Origin of the sequence: Variovorax ureilyticus, from assembly GCF_050632185.1 — a bacterium.
Taxonomy (GTDB): Bacteria; Pseudomonadota; Gammaproteobacteria; order Burkholderiales; family Burkholderiaceae_C; genus Variovorax; species Variovorax ureilyticus_A.
The window spans coordinates 2,665,411-2,684,281 of sequence record NZ_CP192579.1; the positions used below are offsets into that span (position 1 = coordinate 2,665,411).

20 protein-coding genes and 1 pseudogene are annotated in these 18,871 nt (G+C 62.9%); 16 read left to right on the top strand and 5 right to left on the bottom strand.

Features of this window, described 5'->3' with window-relative positions; translation table 11 throughout:
* Positions 1-6 precede the first annotated feature (6 nt).
* From ACQ858_RS13160 to ACQ858_RS13170, 3 genes are all read left to right on the top strand, one after another.
* Entirely contained in the window at positions 7-558 is a 552-nt protein-coding gene (locus ACQ858_RS13160; RefSeq protein WP_431273173.1) for an NUDIX hydrolase, read from the top strand.
* Entirely contained in the window at positions 555-1,031 is a 477-nt protein-coding gene (locus ACQ858_RS13165) for a CreA family protein (RefSeq protein WP_431273174.1), read from the top strand. The genes ACQ858_RS13160 and ACQ858_RS13165 overlap by 4 nt, the downstream gene beginning before the upstream one ends.
* A 119-nt stretch (positions 1,032-1,150) precedes the next feature.
* Positions 1,151-1,684, top strand: coding sequence for a murein hydrolase activator EnvC family protein (locus ACQ858_RS13170; RefSeq protein ID WP_431273175.1), 534 nt, complete (start codon positions 1,151-1,153; stop codon positions 1,682-1,684).
* Positions 1,685-1,693: 9 nt separating this feature from the next.
* Here ACQ858_RS13170 and ACQ858_RS13175 read toward each other — a convergent pair whose 3' ends face one another.
* Positions 1,694-2,131, bottom strand: a complete 438-nt coding sequence (locus ACQ858_RS13175) for a DUF1810 domain-containing protein (protein ID WP_431273176.1) — start codon at positions 2,129-2,131, stop codon at positions 1,694-1,696.
* Between the two features lie 202 nt (positions 2,132-2,333).
* On the opposite strand from ACQ858_RS13175, the gene ACQ858_RS13180 reads away from it, so the two are divergent.
* From ACQ858_RS13180 to ACQ858_RS13220, 9 genes and pseudogenes are all read left to right on the top strand, one after another.
* The gene (locus ACQ858_RS13180) at positions 2,334-2,567 is read left to right on the top strand and encodes a hypothetical protein (protein ID WP_431273177.1); all 234 of its coding nucleotides are present in this window, start codon (positions 2,334-2,336) and stop codon (positions 2,565-2,567) included.
* A gap of 214 nt (positions 2,568-2,781) precedes the next feature.
* On the top strand, positions 2,782-3,783 hold the full coding sequence (locus ACQ858_RS13185) for an isopenicillin N synthase family dioxygenase (protein ID WP_431273178.1): 1,002 nt from the start codon (positions 2,782-2,784) through the stop codon (positions 3,781-3,783).
* A gap of 4 nt (positions 3,784-3,787) precedes the next feature.
* Positions 3,788-4,174: a VOC family protein gene (locus ACQ858_RS13190; protein WP_431273179.1), complete on the top strand. Its 387-nt coding sequence runs from the start codon at positions 3,788-3,790 to the stop codon at positions 4,172-4,174.
* Positions 4,175-4,252: 78 nt separating this feature from the next.
* Positions 4,253-5,356: a BMP family ABC transporter substrate-binding protein gene (locus ACQ858_RS13195; protein ID WP_431273180.1), complete on the top strand. Its 1,104-nt coding sequence runs from the start codon at positions 4,253-4,255 to the stop codon at positions 5,354-5,356.
* A gap of 19 nt (positions 5,357-5,375) precedes the next feature.
* Positions 5,376-6,902, top strand: a complete 1,527-nt coding sequence (locus ACQ858_RS13200; RefSeq protein WP_431273181.1) for an ABC transporter ATP-binding protein — start codon at positions 5,376-5,378, stop codon at positions 6,900-6,902.
* Positions 6,895-8,029, top strand: a pseudogene (locus ACQ858_RS13205) (ABC transporter permease). Before ACQ858_RS13200 ends, ACQ858_RS13205 begins: the two are co-directional and overlap by 8 nt.
* A complete protein-coding gene (locus ACQ858_RS13210) occupies positions 8,026-8,958 on the top strand; it encodes an ABC transporter permease (protein WP_431273182.1) in 933 nt (310 codons plus the stop codon). The pseudogene ACQ858_RS13205 and the gene ACQ858_RS13210 overlap by 4 nt, the downstream one beginning before the upstream one ends.
* Positions 8,955-9,671 carry a cysteine hydrolase family protein gene (locus tag ACQ858_RS13215; RefSeq protein WP_431273183.1) on the top strand — a complete coding sequence of 239 codons (717 nt, stop codon included), beginning with the start codon at positions 8,955-8,957 and terminating at the stop codon, positions 9,669-9,671. The genes ACQ858_RS13210 and ACQ858_RS13215 overlap by 4 nt, the downstream gene beginning before the upstream one ends.
* A gap of 1,756 nt (positions 9,672-11,427) precedes the next feature.
* Positions 11,428-11,979, top strand: a complete 552-nt coding sequence (locus ACQ858_RS13220; RefSeq protein ID WP_431273184.1) for a hypothetical protein — start codon at positions 11,428-11,430, stop codon at positions 11,977-11,979.
* Positions 11,980-12,201: 222 nt separating this feature from the next.
* Here the strand turns inward: ACQ858_RS13220 and ACQ858_RS13225 are convergent, their stop codons facing one another.
* Both ACQ858_RS13225 and ACQ858_RS13230 read right to left on the bottom strand, forming a co-directional pair.
* The gene (locus tag ACQ858_RS13225; protein WP_431273185.1) at positions 12,202-12,723 is read right to left on the bottom strand and encodes an MltR family transcriptional regulator; all 522 of its coding nucleotides are present in this window, start codon (positions 12,721-12,723) and stop codon (positions 12,202-12,204) included.
* 422 nt (positions 12,724-13,145) lie between these two features.
* On the bottom strand, positions 13,146-13,997 hold the full coding sequence (locus ACQ858_RS13230) for a metallophosphoesterase (RefSeq protein WP_431273186.1): 852 nt from the start codon (positions 13,995-13,997) through the stop codon (positions 13,146-13,148).
* A 332-nt stretch (positions 13,998-14,329) separates the two neighbouring features.
* Here ACQ858_RS13230 and ACQ858_RS13235 point away from each other — a divergent pair, with 332 nt between their 5' ends.
* From ACQ858_RS13235 to ACQ858_RS13250, 4 genes are all read left to right on the top strand, one after another.
* Positions 14,330-14,845: a hypothetical protein gene (locus ACQ858_RS13235; RefSeq protein ID WP_431273187.1), complete on the top strand. Its 516-nt coding sequence runs from the start codon at positions 14,330-14,332 to the stop codon at positions 14,843-14,845.
* On the top strand, positions 14,845-15,732 hold the full coding sequence (locus ACQ858_RS13240) for a hypothetical protein (RefSeq protein WP_431273188.1): 888 nt from the start codon (positions 14,845-14,847) through the stop codon (positions 15,730-15,732). The genes ACQ858_RS13235 and ACQ858_RS13240 overlap by 1 nt, the downstream gene beginning before the upstream one ends.
* A gap of 258 nt (positions 15,733-15,990) precedes the next feature.
* Complete coding sequence (locus ACQ858_RS13245; RefSeq protein WP_431273189.1) at positions 15,991-16,668, top strand: 7-cyano-7-deazaguanine synthase; 678 nt, start codon at positions 15,991-15,993, stop codon at positions 16,666-16,668.
* Positions 16,652-17,341: a nitroreductase family protein gene (locus ACQ858_RS13250; RefSeq protein WP_431273190.1), complete on the top strand. Its 690-nt coding sequence runs from the start codon at positions 16,652-16,654 to the stop codon at positions 17,339-17,341. Before ACQ858_RS13245 ends, ACQ858_RS13250 begins: the two co-directional genes overlap by 17 nt.
* Here the strand turns inward: ACQ858_RS13250 and ACQ858_RS13255 are convergent.
* Together ACQ858_RS13255 and ACQ858_RS13260 are read right to left on the bottom strand one after the other, a co-directional pair.
* A complete protein-coding gene (locus ACQ858_RS13255) occupies positions 17,273-18,124 on the bottom strand; it encodes a hypothetical protein (protein ID WP_431273191.1) in 852 nt (283 codons plus the stop codon). The two genes, ACQ858_RS13250 and ACQ858_RS13255, sit on opposite strands and share 69 nt — an antisense overlap.
* Complete coding sequence (locus ACQ858_RS13260) at positions 18,121-18,798, bottom strand: DNA adenine methylase (RefSeq protein ID WP_431273192.1); 678 nt, start codon at positions 18,796-18,798, stop codon at positions 18,121-18,123. Before ACQ858_RS13260 ends, ACQ858_RS13255 begins: the two co-directional genes overlap by 4 nt.
* Positions 18,799-18,871: the final 73 nt, after the last annotated feature.

An 18,871-nucleotide genomic window follows, 5' to 3' on the forward strand; every position in this document is an offset into this window, starting at 1 on the left:
CGACCAATGTTCCTGCGCGTTCCCATCAAGCACTGCAAGAACTGCGGCACCGCGGTGGTCTATCGCATCCCCGACGACGGGGACACGAAAGAGCGCGCGGTCTGCCCCGCGTGCAACACGATCCACTACGAGAACCCGCTGAACGTGGTGGGCACCATCCCCGTGCTGGGCGATCGCGTGCTGCTGTGCAAGCGCAACATCGAGCCGCGCTGGGGCAAGTGGACGCTCCCCGCCGGCTTCATGGAGCTCAACGAGACGACCGAACAGGGCGCCGCGCGCGAGACCGACGAGGAAGCCGGTGCCGAGTACGAGATGGAAGGCCTCTTCGCCGTGATGAGCGTGGTGCGCGTCGGGCAGGTCCATCTCTTCTACCGCGCGCGGCTCTTGAGCGACCGCTTCGACCCAGGCCACGAGACGCTCGAGGCCCGGCTCTTCACCGAAGAGGAGATCCCCTGGGACGAAATCGCGTTCCGCACCGTCAAGGCGGCGCTGCAGCACTACTTCGAGGACCGGCGGCGCGGCAGCTTCGATCGCGTCCACACACTGGATATCGTATGAGCCGTCTCGTGCAAGGCACCGCCGTCTTCGGCCTGGCGGTCGCGTCGATGCTGGCTCGCGCCGAGCAGGTCGGCGAGGTCGACACCGCCTTCAAGCTCATCGGACCCGACCACAAGATCGTGGTCGACGCCTACGACGACCCGAAGGTGAACGGCGTGACCTGCTACGTCTCGCGCGCGAAGACCGGCGGCGTCTCGGGTGCGCTCGGGCTGGCCGAGGACAAGTCCGAGGCGTCGATCGCCTGCCGGCAGGTGGGCCCGGTGAGCATCACGCAACCGCTGCCCAAGCGCGAAGAGGTCTTCAGCGAACGCCAGTCGATTCTCTTCAAGCGGCTTCGCGTGGTGCGCATGGTGGACACGAAGCGCAACACGCTGGTCTACCTGACCTATTCCGATTTCCTCGTCGACGGTTCTCCGAAGAACAGCGTCACCGCGGTACCCATCGATCGCGCGGCGCCGATCCCGGTCAAGTAGAAACGCGCCCGCCGATGCGGCAAAGACTCGTGGCGCGGCGCATCCGGCGCCGTGCTAAAAATGCCCTTCCGTTGTGAGGCCGGGAACCCCCGGCGTCCATCGCGTTCGAAAGAGCCGCCATGAAAGTACACAACCTCTTATTTCGCGCCGCTGCCGTGATGGTGGCGACTGTCTCCCTGGTCGCCTGCACGTCGACGCCCCTGAACCAGGGGCCCGCTCCCGGCTTCTATCCCCTGCCACCCGCCGCGGGACGCCCCGCATTACCGCCGGCACCGGCGAAGACAGCCACCTTCCTGCGCCCTGCGTCCGGCCGGACGATCTCGACGTTCGACGGCACGCGCAACAAGGGCATCGACATCGCCGGCAACATGGGCGACCCCATCGTCGCGTCGGCCGACGGGCGCGTTGTCTATGTCGGCGGCGAACTGCGCGGCTACGGCAACATGGTCATCGTCAAGCACAACGACACCTATCTCACCGCCTATGCGCACGCGCAGACGATCCTCGTCAAGGAAAACGAGGTGGTGCGACAAGGCCAGAAGATCGCCGAGATCGGCAACAGCGGCGCCGACCGCGTGAAGCTCCATTTCGAGATTCGCAAGCAGGGCGTGGCGGTGGATCCCGAGCCGTACCTCAACGGGGACCTGCACTGAAGGGCATGGCTATGGCGTGGCGCCCTGAAGAAGCAGCAGGGTTCCGCGGTCCGAGCTCCCGCCGAAGTACTTCTGCAGGCATGAGCTGAACACAGTCGTCGACGAATCGGCCGTGATCGAAAACAGCGTCATCGACGACCAGAACTTCTGGTCGTCCGGTGCTCCGAAGATGTCGCCGACAGTGCGGCCTTCGATGGCCAGCACGATCTCGCTGCATTCCCTGAGACGCGCGCCCAGCAGGGGATGCGCGAGATACGCACGCGATTCCTCGAGCGACGCGATGGCGTAGCGCCGAGCCATCGCGCTGTGGCCCAGCCCCGCCAGTTGCGGAAAGACGAACCACATCCAATGGCTGCGCTTCTTGCCGGCGCGCAACTCATCCTTCGCCGTGTCGATCACGTCGGCCTGGGCATCGACGAAGCGTTGCAAGTCGAAGGGGTCGTTCATGGACGAGCACCTCCTGTAGGCGGCATCTGTCTGCGGTTGGCGAAGTATGCCGCGTCCATCTTGCTTCATGAAAGGCGTCCGATGGGCGGGCTGGCCAATTTGTTATCTTTGGTATTACATTCTGTACCCACCTAGCTTCCTTGTCTTCCGACCACTTTTCGGGGGTGCCATGAGAATTCAGTCAAGCTCGCGCTCCCCGCGCATGGGGAGGCTCCAGTTCAATGAGGATCGTCTGGACGTCAGGGACCGGTACGACTGGACGCTCAGCTACCTGGAGCAGGAATATCCGGTCATCGATCCTGATTCGAGCGAATTCGACGAGCAGTTGATGCTCGAGGTGTATCGCCGGTTGAAGGTGCTCGTCATGGAAGGCCTCTCGCCCGCTCGCGCCCTGGAGGCCGCGGCGTCCGAAGTGCTCCGCCCGTTCTCGCACTGATCCCGGCACGGTCGCGCCCGAGCCCCTTCTCGCTCGTGAGTCGACAGGCGGGGCAGCGCACCACCGCAACGCCGTGGTGCATCGCCGTGCGCCGCAACGGCCTTCGCGACGCGGCAATGCGCACCATGCTGACGCGACGGAAACGTCTTGTCCATTTGGTCCAACTGGCACAGACGTTGCATGGCGAACGCATGCCAAGCCAGAGGAACCTGCCGTGACCCTACTGACCGTCCCGATCATCGATCTCGCGCCCTACTTCGCCGGCACCGCCGAAGGCAAGGCCCGGGTTGCGAAGAAAGTTGACGAAGCCTGCCGCAGCATCGGCTTCCTCGTCATCACCAACCACGGCATCGCACCCGAACTGATCTCGCGCGTGTCGTCGCTCTCGCGCAGGTTCTTCGACATGCCGCTGAGCGAAAAGCGCAAGGTCGACCGCCCGCGCGAGGACGCGGTGCGCGGCTACAGCGCGGTGGGCGAGGAAGGCCTCTCTTACAGCCTCGAAGAGGTCGCGCCCGGCGACCTGAAGGAATCGTTCTCGATCGGCCCGTCGAACGTGCCCGACGACGACTACCACCGCGGCCCCGCCGCCGGCCCGCACTTCGAGCCCAACAGCTGGCCGCCCATCGACGGCTTCCGCGAGGCCTACGAAAGCTACTTCGAGGCGATGAGCGATCTCTCGCGCTCGCTGATGCGCGTCTTCGCGCTCGGCCTCTCGCTGCCCGAGAACTTCTTCGACGACAAGATCGACAAGCACATCAGCATGTTCCGCGTGCTGAGCTATCCGCCGCAGCGCGAGCAGCCGCTGCACGGCCAACTGCGCGCGGGCGCACACAGCGACTACGGCAGCCTCACCATCGTGCTGCCCGACGACAAGGGCCTGCAGGTGTTCAACAAAGCCGGCCAGTGGGTCGACGTGCCGCAGGTCGAAGGTGGGCTGGTGGTCAACATCGCCGACCTCATGATGCAGTGGACCAACGACCAGTGGGTGTCCACGCTGCACCGCGTGATCAACCCGCCCCTCGAGGTCGCGAGCACCAACCGTCGGCAGTCGCTGGTGTTCTTCCACCAGCCGAACTACGACGCGATGGTCGAGTGCCTGCCGAGCTGTCTCGCGCCGGGCGAGCAGTCGAAGTACGCGCCCATCTCGTCGGGCGATCACCTCACCTCGAAGTTCGTCAAGCAGACGACCTTCGGCGGCACCAAAGTGGCGGCCTGAACGCATGGCCCACCTCTCCTACGTCAACGTCTTCGCGAAGGATGTGGTCGCGCTCAGCGGCTTCTACCAGCGCGTGTTCGGCTTCAAGGAAATCGAAGCGATCCGCTCGCCCATCTTCCGCGGGCTGGACACCGGCAAGTCGAGCCTTGGCTTCAACGCGCTCGATGCCTACGACCTCCTGGGCCTGAGCGAGTTCTCCGACACGCGCGGTGTGAAGTTCCTGCTGAACATCGACGTCGAGAGCCAGGCCGACGTGGACCGCATGGTGCCGGTCGCGCTCGAGGCTGGCGCCACCCTCGTCAAGCCACCCTATGTCACTTACTACAACTGGTACCAGTCGGTGCTGCTGGATCCCGAGGGCAACGTGTTCCGGATCAATTTCATGATGTAGCGGGTCGCGCGGCTTTCCTTCCTTTTCTTGCTTTTCCTCCTCCCCTCTCTCTTCATGCTCCTCACGAAAGGTTGCTCAATGCTGCGCACTTCCTCCAACGGTCCCGCCCTCGGCCTTGTATTGACGCTTGCAGCATGCAGCGCGTCATTTGCGCTGCCCGCCGCCGCCGACGGCTTCACGCTGAAGGACAAGCCGAAGATCGCGATGCTCTACTTCGGGCCGAAGAACGACGGCGGCTGGACCCAGGCTTTCGACGAAGCCCGCGTGAAAATCGAGAAGGAGATCGGCCAGAAGATCCAGTTCGTGGAGAACGTGCCGGAGGATGCATCGGCCATCAAGCCTGCGGCGGAGAAGTTCATCCAGCGCGGCGCCAATATCGTGATCGGCACCGCCTTCGGCTATTCCGACAGCTTCAAGGACCCGGCCGCCAAGTACCCCGACGTGGCTTTCCTCAACGGCTCGGGCACCACCAACGCAAGCAACCTCGAATCGTTCTACGGCCGCACCTACGAGAGCCAGTATCTCTGCGGCATGGCCGCCGGCGCCACATCGAAGACCGGCAAGCTCGGCTTCGTCGCGGCCAACCCCTTCGGCGTCGTGAACTGGACCATCAACGCCTTCGCCCTCGGCGCGCAGAAGATGAACCCGAACGCCACGGTCAACGTGATCTACACAGGCGCGTGGAACGATCCGGTAAAGGAGCGTGCCGCCGCAGCAGCACTCATCGATCAGGGCGCTGACGTGATCGGCCAGCACGTCGACAGCCCCACGCCGCAGATCGTCGCGCAGGAACGCGGCGTGTACGGCACCGGCCACCACCGCGACCTGCGCCAGTTCGCGCCCAAGGCCACCCTGTGCTCGTCGGTGTGGGTCTGGGACCGTTTCCTGACGCCGGAGCTCAAGAAGATCATGGCCGGCAACTGGAAGCCCTCGCAGTACGGCGCCTTCATCGAGATGAAAGACGGCGGCACCGACATCGCCGGTTTCGGCCCGGCCGTTCCCAAGGACAAGGCTGGCGCCATCACCGCCGAACGCGACGCGATCATGAAGGGCAAGCAGATCTATGCCGGCCCGCTCGCAGACCGCGACGGCAAGGAGCGCGTGGCCAAGGGCGCGGTGCTGTCGGACGCCGACCTCTGGAAGATGGACTGGTTCGTCAAGGGCGTGATCACGCAGAAGTAAGCAGGGACGGGAGGCCGCCATGCACAACGCGCTCGAACTCAGCGGCATCTGCAAGTCCTTCGACGGCTTTGCGGCGCTGACCGAGGCTCGCTTTGCCGTGCGCTGGGGCGAGGTGCATGCGCTGCTGGGCGAGAACGGTGCTGGCAAGTCGTCGTTGATGAACATCGCGGCGGGGCTCTACGCTCCCGAGGCCGGGCAGCTGCTGGTGGACGACAACGCGGTGCGCTTTGCCGGGCCTCGCGACGCAGCGATGTATCGCATCGGCATGGTCCACCAGCATTTCAAGCTGGTGCGGTCGTTCACCGTGGCGCAGAACGTCTTGCTCACAGCGCCGCCGCCGGCTGAGTTCCAGAGCCACAGCGAGCGCTTGCGCGAGATCGCGCGGGACATCCGCAACAAGGCCGCGGAGCTGGGTTTCGACATCGATCCCTCGAAGCGCGTGGATGCGCTGTCGATTGCCGAGCAGCAGCGCGTGGAGATCCTCAAGGTGCTGCTGGCGGGCGCCCGCATCCTGATCCTCGACGAGCCCACGGCCGTGCTGACCGACCAAGAGGCCGCGCGCCTGCTGCAGACGGTGCAGGGGCTGGCGCGCAAGGGCGCCGCCGTGGTGCTGGTCACGCACAAGATGGCCGACGTGAAGACGTATGCCGACCGCGTGACGGTGATGCGCGGCGGGCGCACGGTGGCCACGTTGAAGCCCGACGAGGCGTCCGTCTCCGAGCTGGTGAAGCTCACTGTGGGCGAGTCCATCGCCACGCCGGGATTTCGCGGACCGGCAGCGCCGCGCGGGCCGGTGCGCCTTTCGGTACGCGGGTTGCGCACGCCCGCCTCGCCCGAAGGCCGCCGCGTGCTCGACGGCGTGGACCTCGACCTGCACGCGGGTGAGATCTACGGCACGGCCGGCGTGGGCGGCAACGGCCAGGGTGAGCTGGCGGGAGCGATCATGGGCCAGCAAGGCGAGCCCACCGAAGGCGACATCCGGCTCGAAGGCCATGGCGACCTGAAGACGATGGCCGCGTCGGTGCGGCGCGGGATTGGCATTGCGGCCATTCCGGCCGACCGCTACGGGCTCGCGCTCGCGGGCGGCCTGTCAGTGGCGGAGAACTACGCCATCGGACTCGTGCACACGGGGCGCTACGGCCCCGTGTGGCGCCTGCGCCGCGGCCGCATACGGAGCGACACGCAGGAAGCGGTGCGTGCCTTCGACGTGCAGGGCGTGCGTTCGGTCGAGCAGAAGGCCGCGCTGCTGTCGGGAGGCAACGCACAGAAGCTGGTTCTCGCGCGCGAGTTCAACAAGTTGCCCACGCTGGTGCTCGCGCACAGCCCGAGCCGGGGCCTGGACGTCCGCGCCAGCGCCGAGGTGCATGCGCGCCTGCGCGCCGCGCGCGACGGCGGCGCCGCGGTGCTGCTCATCAGCGAAGACCTCGACGAGGTGCTGCAGTTGGCCGATCGCGTGGGCGTGATGACGCGCGGACGCATCGCGGGCGAGTTCGCGCAGCCCGCCGACCGCCAGGCCATCGGACAGGCGATGGTTGACCATGGCTGAAGCATCTCTGTTCGCCAAGATGCCACAGCAGCCGCGCGAGGCGCAACGCCAACCTCTCGCCGGCCGCCGATACGCACTCGAGATCCGCCAGCACATGGCCTGGCGCTGGCAGGCGCTGATCCTCGCGGCCGCGCTGCTCGCGGGCTTCGCCATCTCCGCCGCGATCCTCGTCTCGGCGGGCGTGCCGGCCGACGAGCTGGCCAACGAGTTCGTCATGCAGACCTTCTTCGACGGCCAGAACTTTCGCGCCGTGCTGTTCCAGGCCGCACCGATGATCCTTGTCGGCCTCGCGGGGTCGATCGCGTTCCGGGCGCGCTTCTGGAACCTCGGCCTCGAAGGCCAGATGATCTGGGGCGCTATCGGCGCCACCACCGTCTCGATGTGGCAGATCGGCCCCGAGAACCTGCGCCTGCCGCTCATGTTCATCGCTGCTATCTGCTGCGGCCTGCTTTGGGTGCTGGGGCCCGCGTGGCTCAGGCTGAAGCTGGGCGTGAACGAGATCATCTCGACGCTGATGCTCAACTACATGGCGGCCAACTTCCTGCTGCATCTGGTTTACGGCAGCTGGAAGGACCCGAAGGACAACTTTCCCTACTCGCCGCAGTTCCGCGCCTTCGAGCGGCTGCCGGAGCTGGGCGCGGGCATCGGCAGCTCGATCCTGCTGGCGGGCGTCGTCGCGCTGCTGGCCTCGGTGGCTGGCGAACGTGAGCCGAGTCGGTCTCTACCTGCGCTTTGTCGACGCCAACCCCCGCGTGGCGCATGCCAGCGGCGTGCCGGTGCAGCGCACCATCTACGGCGCGGTACTGCTGTCGGGCGCGATGGCCGGGCTCGCGGGCTTCGCGGTGGTCGCGGGGCAGGAGGGCCGTCTGACGCAGGCCTTCTACCAAGGCTACGGCTTCTCGGGCATCCTCATCGCCTTTCTCGCGCGCAACAACCCGCTGGCGGCCACGGTGGTGGCGTTGCTGGTGGCGGCACTGTTCGTCACTGGCCGCAGTCTGCAGGTGTTCTACCAGGTACCGTTCTCGATGGTGCAACTGATACAGGCAGTGATCGTGGTGTGCGTGGCCTCGAGCGACTTCTTCATCCGCCACCGGATGCGCCGCGTGGGCGGGGAGGCCGTCGCATGAACGGCGGTATCGTCCTCAACTGGCTCGCGAGCACGCCCGACTTCGCAGTGCCCTACGCGCTCGCGGCGCTCGGTCTCATCATCAGCGAGCGCGCAGGCGTGCTGTCGCTCGGGGCCGAAGGGCTGATGCTGGTGGGTGCGCTGGCCGGGATCGGTGCGCAGATCATGATTGGCCAGCCGGCGGTGTCGCTGGTGCTGGCCATGCTCGCGGCCAGCATGGTGTCGGTGCTGTTCGCAGTGATGGTCATCTGGCTGCGCGTGAACCAGGTCATCGCCGGACTCGCGCTGGTGTTCTTCTGTCAGGGGCTTACCGCGCTGGCGGGCTCGATGGCCGACTGGACCAACCATGCCACCGAAGGGATCGGCGCGATGGCGCTGTGGCCGCTGTCGCTGCTGCCGGGCGTGGGCAGGCTCTTCGAGCAGAACGCCATGGTGTGGCTCACACCGCCCATCTTCTGCGCAGTGGCCTGGTTCTTCGCGCGCACCTCCACCGGTCTGCGACTGCGGGCGGTGGGCGAGAACCCGCAGGCGGCCGACGCGGCCGGCATCCGCGTGACGGCACTGCGCTTCGCGGCGGTGCTCGCGGGATCTGCGCTCGTCGGGCTCGCGGGCGCGTATATCTCGGTGGTCAGCGCCAAGCTGTGGATCGCAGGCATGACCGGCGGACGCGGCTGGATCGCCGTGGGCCTGGTGATCTTCGCGCGCTGGTCGCCGTGGAAGGCGCTGGCCGGCGCGCTGCTCTTCGGCTGCATCGAGGCGCTGATCCCGCAACTCGCGGCGGCCGGCGTACAGCTGCCGCAGTACTTTGTGATGATGACGCCCTACGCAGTGACGCTTGGCGTGATGACGTGGGTCGCGCTTTCGGGGCGCGGCGCCGACGAGGAGCCCGGCGCGTTGGGCCAGCCGTATGTGAGAGAAGAACGCCGATGAAGGCCTGGGTCTACAACAACGAGCGTGAGCTCGACACGGCGCGGTTCGCCGACTACCTGAATCCTGCCAGCACGGCGATCGTGTCCATCGACATGCACCGCGGCCACCTCGACGATAGTCCCGAATGCCCCTGCCCCGCTCCGCGTGCGCGAGACGTGGTGGCGCCCATCGACGGCTTCCACGACGCCGCACGCGCGCTTGGCGTGCGCATCGTGCACGTCAGGTCGGTGCTGCGGCCCGGCGGGGTGGACGACATCCACGGCATTCCATCCGCGTGGCGGCGCACCTTTCCGCTGCACGTGGGGGAGATACCGAACGCCGACGCACATGCCATCGAAGGCTCGAAGTGGACCGAGTGGGTCACGCGCGTGGAGCCGGGCGACATGCGCGTGGACGGCAAGCGCCGCCTCTCGGCCTTCTACCCGACCGACCTCGACTTCCTGCTGCGCAACCAGCGCATCGAGACGGTGGTGCTCAACGGCGGCTTCACCGACTGCTGCGTGCTCAACACGGCCTTCGACGCCAGCAACCGCAATTACCGCGTGATCGTGCTGCGCGACCTCGTGCGCGGCACCGATCCGCACCTGGAAGACGCGGCGCTCGCGATGGTGTCGCTGCACCTCGGGCTGGTGGTCGATTCGACGGAGTTGGTGCGTCAGTGGCGCAGCTCAGTCTTTCCGAATCGCTTGCGAACGACGGCAAGTGGCTGCTAAATGAACTGGGACCCGTCGTCAGACTTCTGTCGTCCACCGCACTCGTTGAGGGGGAACCGAGGCTGTGTTCGTCGTCACGGAGTACTTGCCGCAATCAGGGGCCAAGGTACGCGAGTTCACTGTCCATTGGCAGAACGGTGGCGCTGGCGTCATCAAAGGGGTTGCCATCCTGGCAGACCCTTCCCTTCAGCGTATGCCTCCGGACGCCAATCGCCCTGTTCCCCAATGACAAAGGGCGTCCGGTGGATGAAACCGGACGCCCTTGGACGTTTTGTTGGTCGGTGTGAAAGGATTCACATTTCAGGCTAGGCTACGCGTCATTCCTAGAGATCGCTCATTCCTTGCTTTCAACTGCCCCCACAGTTGCCCCCATGATGTTCCGCTGCAACGGAGGCCCGTTCTGGAGCGCATCGCCTCTGTGGAAACACCAGCCCACTCGCTGCGAGAGCACGGCGGTCGCGCCTGGACCGTCCGACACCATCGCTCGACCCGGGTGTTGGACCGTCCAACACATCGCTCGACCCCGGTGTTGGAGCCCTGACGACGCTGAGCCACGGACCCGATATGCTCCGCTACTTCAGAGAAAAGGGGGACCGCCCCGAGTTCACCGGGGTCGGGGTGTTCGACGGTCGAACAGATGCCTCCTTCCATCAACTCGGGCTATGTGCGACGTCCGTAAAGGCGGCTCAGTCGGCCCAGGGCAACACGGGCAATCACGTGCCCATCAGTGCCGGTCAGCTCCCCATGATGGGTAGGTCGATGGTCGCCCACCTCATAAATGCAACCAACACCTTCAAGGCTAAAAAAGGGGGCCGGCCCAGCCCCTGGGTGCTTCGAAACGGACAAGCATTTCTTCGGTTGACTCGGGAAGTGTGCGACAGCCGCGCAGTCGGCCCTGACGGCTCAAAGGGAACAGTAGCAGGGGCGGGGGAGATCCTCGCGTCACTGGGCAAGAGGTAGCGAAACGGGGCCAGGCGCGCGGCACGCCGTCGGGTCCGATCGAGCCACGGAGGTGTTCACCGGATGGGAAGCGCCCGGCGACCTGCCCTTCTGAAAAAAACGGGGTGAGGAACCGTTCCTCACCCCTTTTTTCGTTGGGCCTGGCCGATCAAGGAGCAGCGCAAGAGGGTGAGGAACGGTTCCTCACCCTATTTTTTTCGTTATGACTGGCGGTCACAGGGAACTGCGTCCGCCACCGGCTGGCCGGTCGCATGGCAATTCGGAGTGGGTGAGGAACGGTTCCTCACACCTTTTTTCGTGATGCGTGGCGGGATCACAGGGGAACGCGAAGGGGTGAGGAACGGTTCCGCACCCGATTCCTTCCGGCGCCTAGTTGGCCGATCACGGAAATTCGGACGCGTGAGGAACCGTTCCTCACCCCTTCGTCTCCCGATGTGCGGTCAGTCGTCTAGAAGCAACTTTCCCGCGTAGGCAGCCAGCACTTGCCGCGTGTCGGGTGTCGGGTGTCGGGTGTCGGGTGTCGGGTGTCGGGTGTGGGACCGTCCCACACCTCTAGTTCGCCGGCCACCCTGGAGAATCTGAAATGGGGTGGGCGGCGGGACTGTCGCGCGTCACCAAGCCCCCTTCTCTCCTATCAAGCGCGACGGGCACTCGCGCAGGTTCGATGTCGTACGGCGGCGGCGGCCGCGACAGCATTTCCTGTGTGCTCAACCGGATGCGTCACGATTTCCGGTTCTACGTTCGCCGGCTTGGGGGAACCCAACGGCCGACTCGAGCCCCGGCCACAATGGCGTCCATGAAAAAGCGCCTCGAACCGTTCCAGCAGTACCTCGAGCACGACCTGGAGACGGCGGACGCGCACAGCAACTCGACGCTAGTCGAAACGCTCATGCATATAGGCCTCGTGGTTTGGCGCTTCAACGCGCTGGAGAGGTCGCTCGACCACGCGATCTGCATCGGGATCAACGATCGAACGGACGCAGTCGGTCTGATCGTGATCCACGGGATGCAGTACGCGCAGAAGGTCGAGCTCTACCGCCGGATGTGCGAAGACCTGCACGGAGCAGTTCCCGGCGCGGTGCCGTCGTTCACCGGTCTCATCGACGCACTGAAGGCGGCGGCGACCCATCGCAATCTGGTCGTCCACGCGGACTGGACGAACAGCGATGTCGAGGGCTACACGTTCACCAAGGTGCAGATCAAAAACGGCGGGATGATGCAGGAATACGCCCAGCTCACCGTCGAGTCAATGGAGAAGGTCTGCAACGAGATGACCGCCACGCTGGAGCAACTCCATGCCTACCTCACCGAGCGCGACGAGCTCCTCAGTCCTCGGCCCCCGGCCTGATCGTCGCCTGGCGGCTGGCTACATCACCGTTTCCAGTTCTGAGTTTTCGCCGGCCTGGAAGAACTCAACAGCCGCTTTCGGGCGTCCCCCGTGTTCGCCGACTGGCTCGTGGGCCCCGGTGCGGACCTTGATACCGGGAGATTTCACCGACCTAGTACAGCCGGTCAAGCGCTTGCCATGGGCGGAGGTCGGTATGTCCGCTCGATGGAACCGTTAGGCTCACTACGCGGCATGCTTTGTATCCAAGGCCGTGAGCAGCACTCTGTTCCACAGCGTGATTGCGGTAAGTATGAACTTGTTCCTCGGTGCACGATATTGGTCGGGGTCGAAGATGGCGTTACCCGTGCCTGCATCCTTGAGCTGCGCGATGTACCTGAGTTGGCCACACAAGTCCTGAAGCTCGTTCGAGTGAAAGGCCAGCTCGAAGTGACTATGGGCGACCAGGTTGCGAAGACGGGCCAAGACGATCAAGTCTTGAAGCATCGGTTTGTCGATCAACCCGAGCACATAGGCAAGGTTTGTCTTAGACGTCAATGTGCTCAGCGCTCCCTTGTTTGCATCGAGCAATTCGTCGGAAATTGAACTCTCCCTGAAGCACTTGCTCAGCAGCGAGGTTAGACAGGCATCCAAATAGCTCAGGGCAACGATGACTACGGTGAAGTCCGATCCCTCATTCAGCAGGGGGTAGAGACGTCCACCGTCGGCAGAAAGCACCTCGGGCGGGATCGGAATACGCGGTTTCATAGTTTTTTGTGAGTCTAACGTTCGACATGAGCGGCAGTCCAAAGGGTGCGACGGCCTTTGGGCAGGCCGGCAATGCAAAAACCGGACTGTTTCACGAGATTCGAAGGAGTTGAATTTTTCCCAACAGAATCAACGCTGTAGTTGCTCCCCGTTCCGCCTAGGGCGAAATGTTTCACGCTTACGCCTCGCCCAGTCTCTCGAGCCTCGACCCTTCCAGAGATTTAGTTATTCGTAACCAAACTCCTTGATGAAAGCCGAACTGGGCTGTCATTGCCCGAACCGAGGGCTCTCAGAACACGCGTACCACGCAACGGCAATCCGATTTGTCCGGCTCGCACAGAAACGAATCCAGGCGCCAGCCGTGGGCCGAGTGCACGGTCAGGATGCCTGCGCACTCGCGCTTGTAGCAAACAAGATCAATGTCAGCGCCCTCCTCCGGCCAAATCGAGCACGAGCGCAGGATTGAAGCCTTCATTCTCTGGCGACGCCTTGCTGCGCCCGATCATGTAGCCGCGCGGGTTGCACACCACCCGGCAATTTCCCACCTGGTAGTCAAAGCTCGTATGCGTGTGGCCATGCACCCACAGGACAGGCACCTCGAAGAAATGCTTCGGCAGCTCACTCACGAACGCACCGGATACCCAGTCGGACGCGTAGAGCGATGCCAATGATCCGCGGTGAGGGGCGTGGTGCGTGACCACGACCGTCGGCCCTTCGAACGGCTCGTTCAATTTGGCGCTCAGCCAGCTCCGATGTGCCTGGTGCAGCGCAATCGTGTCGACGGGACGAAGCGCGCGCTTGAACGGCTTTTCCTTGGTGGGCGCCGCCGCGGTTCCACGGTTCTGCAGGATCCGGATCGCGCGATAGTCCGTCATCACAGTCCCTGCCGCGCTGGACGCCCGATCGACATCAACCTCGAGGCCATCGGGCGTTTCAATCCGAAGTGCGAAGTCGGTCCACAAAGTGCATCCGAGGAAGCGGACGCCGCTGATCACAGCCTCGCCGCAGTCGAGCGCGTGCACATTGGTGTCAGCCCCAGCACGCTGCATGTTGGCCAGTCCACTGGACAAGACATCGGCATAAAACTCGTGGTTTCCAGGCACGTAGACCACCGGCTTCGCTTCGCCGAAGTTTCCTCCCCGACGAATCCAGTTGATCGCCTTGGTGGCCGGTACAGCAATGTCGCCGGCTAGGATGGCGACATCGAATTCGACGTCGGGCACGTGGAACGCTCCGAATTCGAGGTGCAGGTCGGAGACGACGAGCAGTTTCATGAATCGCTGTCCATGCTATGGGCAAGTATGAGCTGTGAGCTCCACAACAAGACGCCCCCCGCAAGATCAAGTCTTCAGCGCAGCGTTTCCGCCAACATCCAATCGAACTGATGAGGGATGGCCCGACCGTACATATCAAGATTGAACTGAGCGCTCTCGAACCGCCGCGCCAGTTCAGACCTCAAGGTTCGCGTACGACGCGGGAGCCGGCGAGGAACGAAGGAACCTGCGGCCTGAACCTCTGAACCTCTTGCAGCAAGCAAGACTGTATTTGTATACAGTACTGCTTCCACCAGAGATCGCTGTGTTGTCTTGTTACATTCGGGGTTCACATGAATACTTTCATTCGGACAGTCTTGGTGCTGTCGGCTTTCTCGCCCGTGCTGTTTAGCCTTGCATACGTTCGCTATGACATGCATGGTGGGTGGAGCACCGAGATTGTCCAACTGCTGGTGATTGGCCTCTTGGGCTCCCTGCTTCCCTATCTCATTCTCAAGGAGCTTGGCCGCCGATCGGAGTTGGTGCCCTTTCGGGCAAAAAAGGTTGAATCTTCGGACTTCATGTTGCTGATCTTTTTATTCAGCTACGTGAGCCCATTGGTCGGCCGTGCTGCGGGGATGGACTTCGCACACATCGTGGTGGCTATGGCCGCCTTCGCAATCATCTGCTGGTTCGTGCAAAGCATCCCGGCGCATCCCATTCTCCGACTGTTCTCGATTCGCTTCTACAAGATCGAGTCCGAGAACGGAATGGTCTACACCTTGATCTCGCGCGAAGAACTTCGGTCTCCCGCACAGGTGAAAAGTGTCCACCTCATTTCCACCACCATGCTTCTGAAAGCGGACTGATGCTGAACCTGTTTGCCCTTGTAAACGATCCCGCCGCACGCGTCCAACGGTTTTCGCTGGCCCGAGAGGTTCAAGCGGAACTTACGACCTATCTCGAGCAGCAGGAGCAAGCTTTCAATGCTTGCTCTGACCAGCACGAGTTTGATGGGAAGTACAAGCCCGACGCCGGTGAGCTGCTATTCATCGATGACTTTGACGACATCGACAAGCTTGGCTCGGCCATCCAGGACCCGATGTCTGTTCCAGAGGTCGCACCCACGATTGATTTGTTTGAGAAGATCAAAGCTCTGTTTTCAGGCCGAGTGGAAAGCGACAAATCGGTAACAGTACTCCTGCAGGCGTTTGACCGTCGTCGAGTCCTATCTACCAATGGGCTGACGATCTTCCAATCTAACAACGTGTTCAAGAAGGTCGAAGGCCTGGGGTTGACGGTGGACAGCAAGCTCACCGCCTCATTGACCGGCAAACGTCTAAGGTTTGCCAGCTTTCACAATGCTCGCCAGATCTTCGATCTCAGCGGGTACTTCGTCGAAGCAACGGATGCCGACATCGCTGCGTTCGCGGATATGGAAATGATCGGGGCCAACAAGTCCGCGTTGGTCGCAATGGCAGATACGTGGATTCGACGAAAGCTCGCACTGGTCCAGCAGAGTCAAATTTTGACTGAGGTTCCAGTGGCCGACATTGCAACAGCAGCTCTTGCCTTCGGAATCGAGGTAGCCGTTGAGACCGTCGACGGGGGCATCCAAAGACTTGTTCTCCCAGAAGCAAAGGCTGACTTGAAAAACTTGCTGCGCTTCCTAGATGACGACTTCTACGAAGCCACGCTGTCAAAGACTCAATACGTCACGAACTCGAAACGCCCGGCCAAAGTAAAGAAGGATTGAGGCGCGGCGAATTCCGTTAAGGGGCTCTTCCCACTAGAACGTGCTTGCCCCGCCGACGTGAGCCTGCCACTTGCCATTTGCAGGATGGCCCGATCTCCCGATCGGCCCGAGTGACCGGCGTACCAAGGCGAAGCAGCCTCTTGGTCTTGGGCGACGTAGCCGCGATACTCTGATGAACGGCGATCCAGACCTGTAGTCGGCACAACAAGCCAGACGGGATGGAGCGACTGGTGCCGCATGCGACGCTTGGCGGGAGGAGTGAAAACGTATGGCGCGCTGCCCAACCAACTCGGAAATCGCGAGCGGGATCTGCACTACTGCCTCAACCGCTTGCACAACATGAAAACGGCTCTTCTACTCTCTGGCGGAATGGACTCACTCAGCATCGCATGGTGGATGCGGCCTGAAATCGCCATCACGGTCGACTACGGGCAACTGCCGGCGACGGCCGAGAAGTTTGCCGCCGCAGCCGTCTGCGCGCATTTGGGCATCGAGCACCACATCGTCGAGATCGACTGTAGGGCACTGGGCTCCGGGGACATGGCTGGCTCGGCCGCCAGCGAGCACGCGCCAGCATCCGACTGGTGGCCCTATCGAAACCAGATGCTGATCACTTTTGCCGTCATGAAAGCGCTCGCCCTTGGCGCCCAGAAGTTGCTGATCGGCACGGTCAGGTCCGATGGCCTTCATCTTGACGGCACGCCAGGGTTCGTGGGCGCCATTAGCAAGCTCGTGTCCATGCAGGAGGGCGGCATCGTTGTCGAAGCGCCGGCCATCGGGCTCAGTACTGAAGAGCTGATCGCAACTGGGAGGGTGCCTCGCGAGTTCCTGGCTTGGGCACACAGCTGTCACAAGGCCAATGTCCCGTGCGGCGATTGCCGCGGCTGCAATAAATACTTCAGCGTCCTGCGGGCAATCGATGCAGATTTGGCCTGATCTCGGGAATCCTGCTCCCAGAGAGCCGCCGCAGCCGAGCCACCCGATTGTTTGGCCGCTTGGAAAGCGCCTTCTTTTGGACAATGTCGCATCATCGTTGTCATGCACTGCCGAGGTAGAACAGTTCCTGAGGACGCGTCGTTCGGAACGACAGATTGGCGCGATCTCAGATGCAGACCTCGGCGCTTGGCTTGATCTCAGTTGCAGGGCTCAGCTGTTGCAGGGCTCAATCTACGGCTTCGACATCAGCTTGAGACCCGCCCCATCGGCGGGTGCCATCCATCCGATCCATCTCGTTTTTACAGCATCGGATGCGTCGTCGTGGCGCCGATACGACGGTGCGGACCATGCTCTGATTGACGTGCCGAGCGCACTGGACCCACGCGAGGTCCATCGTGCAATGCAGCAGGTCCTAGCAGTCCCCAACGCCACCTTGATCCTGCTTGCCGCTGAAGTTGGCAAGACAGCCGCGAAGTACCACCATCCTGCAAGTCTGGTCTGGCGTGACGCAGGAGCGCTTCTGGCCGTCATGGGCCTCGCGGCCCATGCACTCGCGCTGGCGTTCTGCCCACTAGGTGTGACCGGTGAGCCTTGGGTAGGCCGTCTACTTGAACAACAGGGACTGTTCGGTGTCGGAGCTGCATTCGTGGGAGCGCGGGCGACGACGCGCTGATCTCCTCGCCTTAGCCGCTTCTCCACTTCGCTTGCTTGCCAGCAGCCGGCTGACAGACTTCGGGGACAACTTCATTTCGAGCCAGATCACCGAATCAAGCTCCGAGGGCTTAACCTGCAAGTGATGGCTGAACTCGAGGAATTTGGCCTCTAGGTCAAGGTAGTGGCGCTCCACCGTCAACGACGGATCGAAAAAACCGCCCAACTCGCCTGCACGCACGATGTGGATGTCCAGGATAGCTACGTCGTCGGCATCCATCAGATTGCGCGCGATCCAGGAAGCCGTCTTCAATCCGACGCCCGGCAGTCGGGTCAGCCAGTCGCGCAGGGCTCGACCTGAGCCAGTGGGGGCAGCCTCCTCTGCGAGCACCTTTAAAGCTCGCCCGAGGTATCGCGATTTCTGCGCCGCAAAACGGTAGCGTACCGCCCGGCCGTTCACATCCAACGGCGTTGAGAGAAGATTCAGAATCTCAGCTTCGGCCGCCGGGGCGTGCAAAGCGCCGCTATCGCGAAGGCGGCGGAACGCCGCCAATCCAACCTCGGCCGGAATGCCGTAGCCACCGAGAAGACAGGCCGCGACCTCTTCAACCAAATTGCCGCCGAGCTTGTGAGCAATCGTTGTGCATGTAATACGGCGTGCCAGCACTTGATAGGCCCAGTACGCCGGCGTTGGAAAAGCCTCGACCGCACCCCAAGCGACGCCTGGCATCACCTCGGCATCTGCAGGAGGTAGCTCGACTTGGACACTGAGGTGTCCGGAGCAGATCCCAGCGATCTGGTTCATGCCTGAGGTCCCTCCTGACTGTACCTCTCACGGATCAAGGCCAACAAATGGCTACGCTCGACGGGGGCGATCTTGTCCAGCCGATCCAGCCAACGCTGATTGCGACGCTTGACCGACTGACGCTCCCTAAAGGTCGCGCCCAGGTGTGTGCCGTCATGCAGAAGTTTTGGGGGCTCGTAGTTGAACCAGACGCATTCTTCACGCATGTCAACCCGGGTGCGAGCTGAAAAGGTGGTTTTGCTCCAACCCACCAAGACTTTGGCGTACAGCGAGTTGTCGTACCCAGAGAGCATCACCATGCAGGGTAACGCCTTGAGAACATCGAGCAGTCGCTGATGATCCTGATCCTCGAAGTCGTGGCGATAGACGCGAGCTTGCCGGCGTGTCGCCTTGACATACGGCGGGTCGCAGTACACCAGTTCCATACCAGAAAATGGGTAGTTCTCCAGATATTCCGTTGCGTCGGCCTCCACGAGCCGGCAGACGTTCGGCAGCTCAGCCTGCCAGCGCTGAATGACACGCGCGTCGATGTCGATGCCGATGTTCACGGCCGCAGGCTTCTTATTGCGAATGACTGCGCCGCCACCGAGATGCGATTCGATGTAAGTCGTGTGGGGTGGCATCAAATTAATGATGTGCTGGTAGCACTTCCCCTTGCCTCCTGGATAACTCATGGCCCTAATCATCGTCAGAAATGACGATGATTGCAAGGCGTTTCTTCACGCGCACCCCAGTCCGCCGATTGGT

Excerpts from the sequence above, each read along its gene's own strand:
- ACQ858_RS13160 (WP_431273173.1), top strand. The coding sequence starts at position 7 with ATGTTCCTGCGCGTTCCCATCAAGCACTGCAAGAACTGCGGCACCGCG.
- ACQ858_RS13165 (WP_431273174.1), top strand. The coding sequence starts at position 555 with ATGAGCCGTCTCGTGCAAGGCACCGCCGTCTTCGGCCTGGCGGTCGCG.
- ACQ858_RS13170 (WP_431273175.1), top strand. The coding sequence starts at position 1,151 with ATGAAAGTACACAACCTCTTATTTCGCGCCGCTGCCGTGATGGTGGCG.
- ACQ858_RS13175 (WP_431273176.1), bottom strand. The coding sequence starts at position 2,131 with ATGAACGACCCCTTCGACTTGCAACGCTTCGTCGATGCCCAGGCCGAC.
- ACQ858_RS13180 (WP_431273177.1), top strand. The coding sequence starts at position 2,334 with ATGGGGAGGCTCCAGTTCAATGAGGATCGTCTGGACGTCAGGGACCGG.
- ACQ858_RS13190 (WP_431273179.1), top strand. The coding sequence starts at position 3,788 with ATGGCCCACCTCTCCTACGTCAACGTCTTCGCGAAGGATGTGGTCGCG.
- ACQ858_RS13195 (WP_431273180.1), top strand. The coding sequence starts at position 4,253 with ATGCTGCGCACTTCCTCCAACGGTCCCGCCCTCGGCCTTGTATTGACG.
- ACQ858_RS13200 (WP_431273181.1), top strand. The coding sequence starts at position 5,376 with ATGCACAACGCGCTCGAACTCAGCGGCATCTGCAAGTCCTTCGACGGC.
- ACQ858_RS13210 (WP_431273182.1), top strand. The coding sequence starts at position 8,026 with ATGAACGGCGGTATCGTCCTCAACTGGCTCGCGAGCACGCCCGACTTC.
- ACQ858_RS13215 (WP_431273183.1), top strand. The coding sequence starts at position 8,955 with ATGAAGGCCTGGGTCTACAACAACGAGCGTGAGCTCGACACGGCGCGG.
- ACQ858_RS13220 (WP_431273184.1), top strand. The coding sequence starts at position 11,428 with ATGAAAAAGCGCCTCGAACCGTTCCAGCAGTACCTCGAGCACGACCTG.
- ACQ858_RS13225 (WP_431273185.1), bottom strand. The coding sequence starts at position 12,723 with ATGAAACCGCGTATTCCGATCCCGCCCGAGGTGCTTTCTGCCGACGGT.
- ACQ858_RS13230 (WP_431273186.1), bottom strand. The coding sequence starts at position 13,997 with ATGAAACTGCTCGTCGTCTCCGACCTGCACCTCGAATTCGGAGCGTTC.
- ACQ858_RS13235 (WP_431273187.1), top strand. The coding sequence starts at position 14,330 with ATGAATACTTTCATTCGGACAGTCTTGGTGCTGTCGGCTTTCTCGCCC.
- ACQ858_RS13240 (WP_431273188.1), top strand. The coding sequence starts at position 14,845 with ATGCTGAACCTGTTTGCCCTTGTAAACGATCCCGCCGCACGCGTCCAA.
- ACQ858_RS13250 (WP_431273190.1), top strand. The coding sequence starts at position 16,652 with ATGCAGATTTGGCCTGATCTCGGGAATCCTGCTCCCAGAGAGCCGCCG.
- ACQ858_RS13255 (WP_431273191.1), bottom strand. The coding sequence starts at position 18,124 with ATGAACCAGATCGCTGGGATCTGCTCCGGACACCTCAGTGTCCAAGTC.
- ACQ858_RS13260 (WP_431273192.1), bottom strand. The coding sequence starts at position 18,798 with ATGAGTTATCCAGGAGGCAAGGGGAAGTGCTACCAGCACATCATTAAT.